This is a genomic window from Saccharothrix hoggarensis (assembly GCF_042678885.1).
In the GTDB taxonomy this organism is placed as follows: domain Bacteria; phylum Actinomycetota; class Actinomycetes; order Mycobacteriales; family Pseudonocardiaceae; genus Actinosynnema; species Actinosynnema hoggarensis.
This window is the reverse complement of record NZ_JBHTLK010000428.1, coordinates 1-2,519: the sequence shown is the minus strand read 5'-3', so window position 1 is coordinate 2,519 and position 2,519 is coordinate 1. Positions and strand designations below refer to the sequence as shown.

At 76.5% G+C, this 2,519-nt stretch carries 3 protein-coding genes; all 3 read left to right on the top strand.

What is annotated here, in order from left to right; genetic code table 11:
- Positions 1 to 1,347 (top strand): type VII secretion protein EccCb (gene eccCb, locus ACFQ3T_RS35915; protein ID WP_380730504.1); only part of this gene is annotated, 1,347 nt, incomplete at its 5' end.
- Positions 1,344 to 1,724, top strand: a complete 381-nt coding sequence (locus ACFQ3T_RS35910; RefSeq protein WP_380730501.1) for a hypothetical protein — start codon at positions 1,344 to 1,346, stop codon at positions 1,722 to 1,724. The genes eccCb and ACFQ3T_RS35910, both read left to right, overlap by 4 nt.
- The coding region (locus ACFQ3T_RS35905; protein ID WP_380730498.1) for a hypothetical protein at positions 1,721 to 2,519 on the top strand (799 nt) is incomplete at its 3' end. The genes ACFQ3T_RS35910 and ACFQ3T_RS35905, both read left to right, overlap by 4 nt.

Below are 2,519 nucleotides of genomic sequence, written 5' to 3'. Positions count from 1 at the left end.
CTGCGCGGCCTGCCGCACGTGGGCGGGGTCGCCGGGCGGCAGCAGGCGAGCGCGGTGCGCCGCACCGTCGCCGAGGTCGCCGCCGTCCTCGAACGGCGGGAACGGCTGTTCGCCGAGCACCAGGTCGACGGCATCGCGGGCTTCCGTGCGCTGCGCCGCGAGGGCCGGTTCCCCGACGAGCCGCACGGTGACGTGTTCCTCGTCGTCGACGGCTGGCAGACGTTGCGCAAGGAGTTCGAGGACGTGGAGGACGCGGTGTCCGACATCGCGACCCGCGGCCTGTCGTTCGGCGTGCACGTCGTGGGCGCGTGCTCCCGGCCGTTCGACCTGCGGCCCGGCATCCGCGACCTGTTCGGCAGCCGGGTGGAGCTGCGGCTGGGCGACCCGCTGGACAGCGCGGTGGACCGGCGCAGCGCGGCGGCCGTGCCCGAGGACGCGCCGGGACGCGGCATCACGGCGCAGAAGCACCACCTGCTGGTGGCGTTGCCGCGGATCGACGGCGAAGCGGACGCCGACACCGTCACCGCCGGGCTCGGCGCGCTGGTCGACGCCGTCTCGCGGGCGTGGACCGGCGCGCCCGCGCCCCGGGTGCGGATGCTGCCCGGCGTCGTGTCCCTGTCCGACCTGCCCGCCGCGGACGACGGCCTGCGGTTCGCCGTCGGCATCGCCGAGCACGACCTGGGCCCCGTGCACCTCGACTTCGCCGCCGACGCGCACTTCCTCGTGCTGGGCGACGCGGAGTCCGGCAAGACCGCGTTCCTGCGCACGCTCGCGCGCCGGATCGTCGACAACCGGACGCCCGCGCAGGCGCGCCTGCTGGTGGTCGACCACCGGCGCGGCCTGCTCGGCGACGTGCCGGACACGCACCTCCTCGGCTACGGCACCGACGCCGCCACCACCGCGCACCTGCTGTCGGAGGCGGCGCGGGCGATGGCGGGACGCCTGCCCGGCCCGGACGTGACGGCGGCGCAGCTGCGCGCCCGCGACTGGTGGACCGGGCCCGAGCTGTTCGTGCTGGTCGACGACTACGACCTCGTGGCGACCGGCCTCGACAACCCCCTGTCGGTGCTGCTGCCGTACCTGCCGCAAGGCCGTGACATTGGGCTGCACGTCGTGCTGACGCGCCGGTCCGGCGGCGCCGGGCGGGCGCTGTTCGAGACGTTCCTCGCGCGGCTGCGCGACGTCGGCTCGCCCGGCCTGATGCTCGCCGGCGACAAGAACGAGGGCCCGCTGCTCGGCGGCCTCAAACCCGAGCCGCTGCCGCCCGGCCGCGGCCGGCTGGTGGATCGGCGGCGCGCGCCGTCGCTGGTGCAAGTGGCACTTCCGGACCGAGGGAGCGATCAGTGATCGAGGGAATCACCGACGACATGGCGGCGTTCCGGCCGCGGCAGTTGGACCTCACCAGGGTGGCGCGGGAGGCCGTGCCCGGCGGGTGCGGCGGCGGGGGGATGACGGAGTGCCCGCCGTTCCAGGCGGCCGACGAGGCGTCGACCACCGCGTTGACCACCTACCTGACGGCGGCCGACCAGGAGTTGGCCCGGTGCCGCGAGATCGCGGTGGCGTGCGCCGACGACTACCTCCGGGCCGACGGCGTGGGCGCGCGAGGGCTGGTCCGGGTCGCGGACGCCGCGCCGCTCGGGCCCGCGCCGGTGTTCGCGGAGGCGACCCGGCTGTCCCAAGCTGCCCGGCGCGGACCCGGCGGCGCGTTGGCGGGGCTGTCATGAGCTACGCGGGCATGACGTTGCCGCAGATGGCGGCGATGGTCGACCAGGAGATGAGCCACCTCCACCGGCTGAACCGGGCAAGCCGGATGTGGGCCGAGGCGCGTGACGAGCTGCGGCTGTCCGCCGACGCGCTGCGCGGCGAGATCGCCGGCCTCGCTCCACGGTGGACGGACCAGGCCGGTGACCTGTTCGTCGCGCGGGCGTCGGCGGCGGAGCGCGGCATGGCGGACTGGGTGGCGCGGATCGAGGCGGCCCAACCGTGGGTCGCGTTGGACGCGCTGGCCAAGGAGATCCCGGTGACGCGGGCGTACATCCACCAGCTGCTCGCGGCGGCGCGGGCGTTGCAGGCGGCGGCTGTAGCGTCGGCGGGGGCGGCGCAGGCCGTCGTCCAGCAGCAGTTGTTGGCGTTGCAGGCCCAGGCGGCGCAGCGGATGGCCGAGCTCGGGGCGTTGTACACGGCGGCGACGGGTGCGGTGAGTGCGGCGGCCCAGGGGCAGGCGGGTCAGGGCCAAGGGGGTCGGGCGCAGGCGTCGGCTGGGGGCGGTGGCGGTTCCGAGGCCGGTGGACCTGGTGGTGCGCCGGGTGGTGGACCCGGTGGGAGCGCGGGTGGCCCTGCCGGTGGTCCGGCGGCTGGTGGTCCGGCTGGTGGTCCGGCGGCTGGTGGTCCGGCCGGTGGTGGCGCCGGTGGTGCGGTGCCGGGTGGTGGTCCGGCGTTGGCCGGAGGTGCCGTCGCGCCGCCCAAGGTGCCGTCCGCGCTGCCGCCGATCGACGTGCCGCGCCCGCCCGCGACGGTGC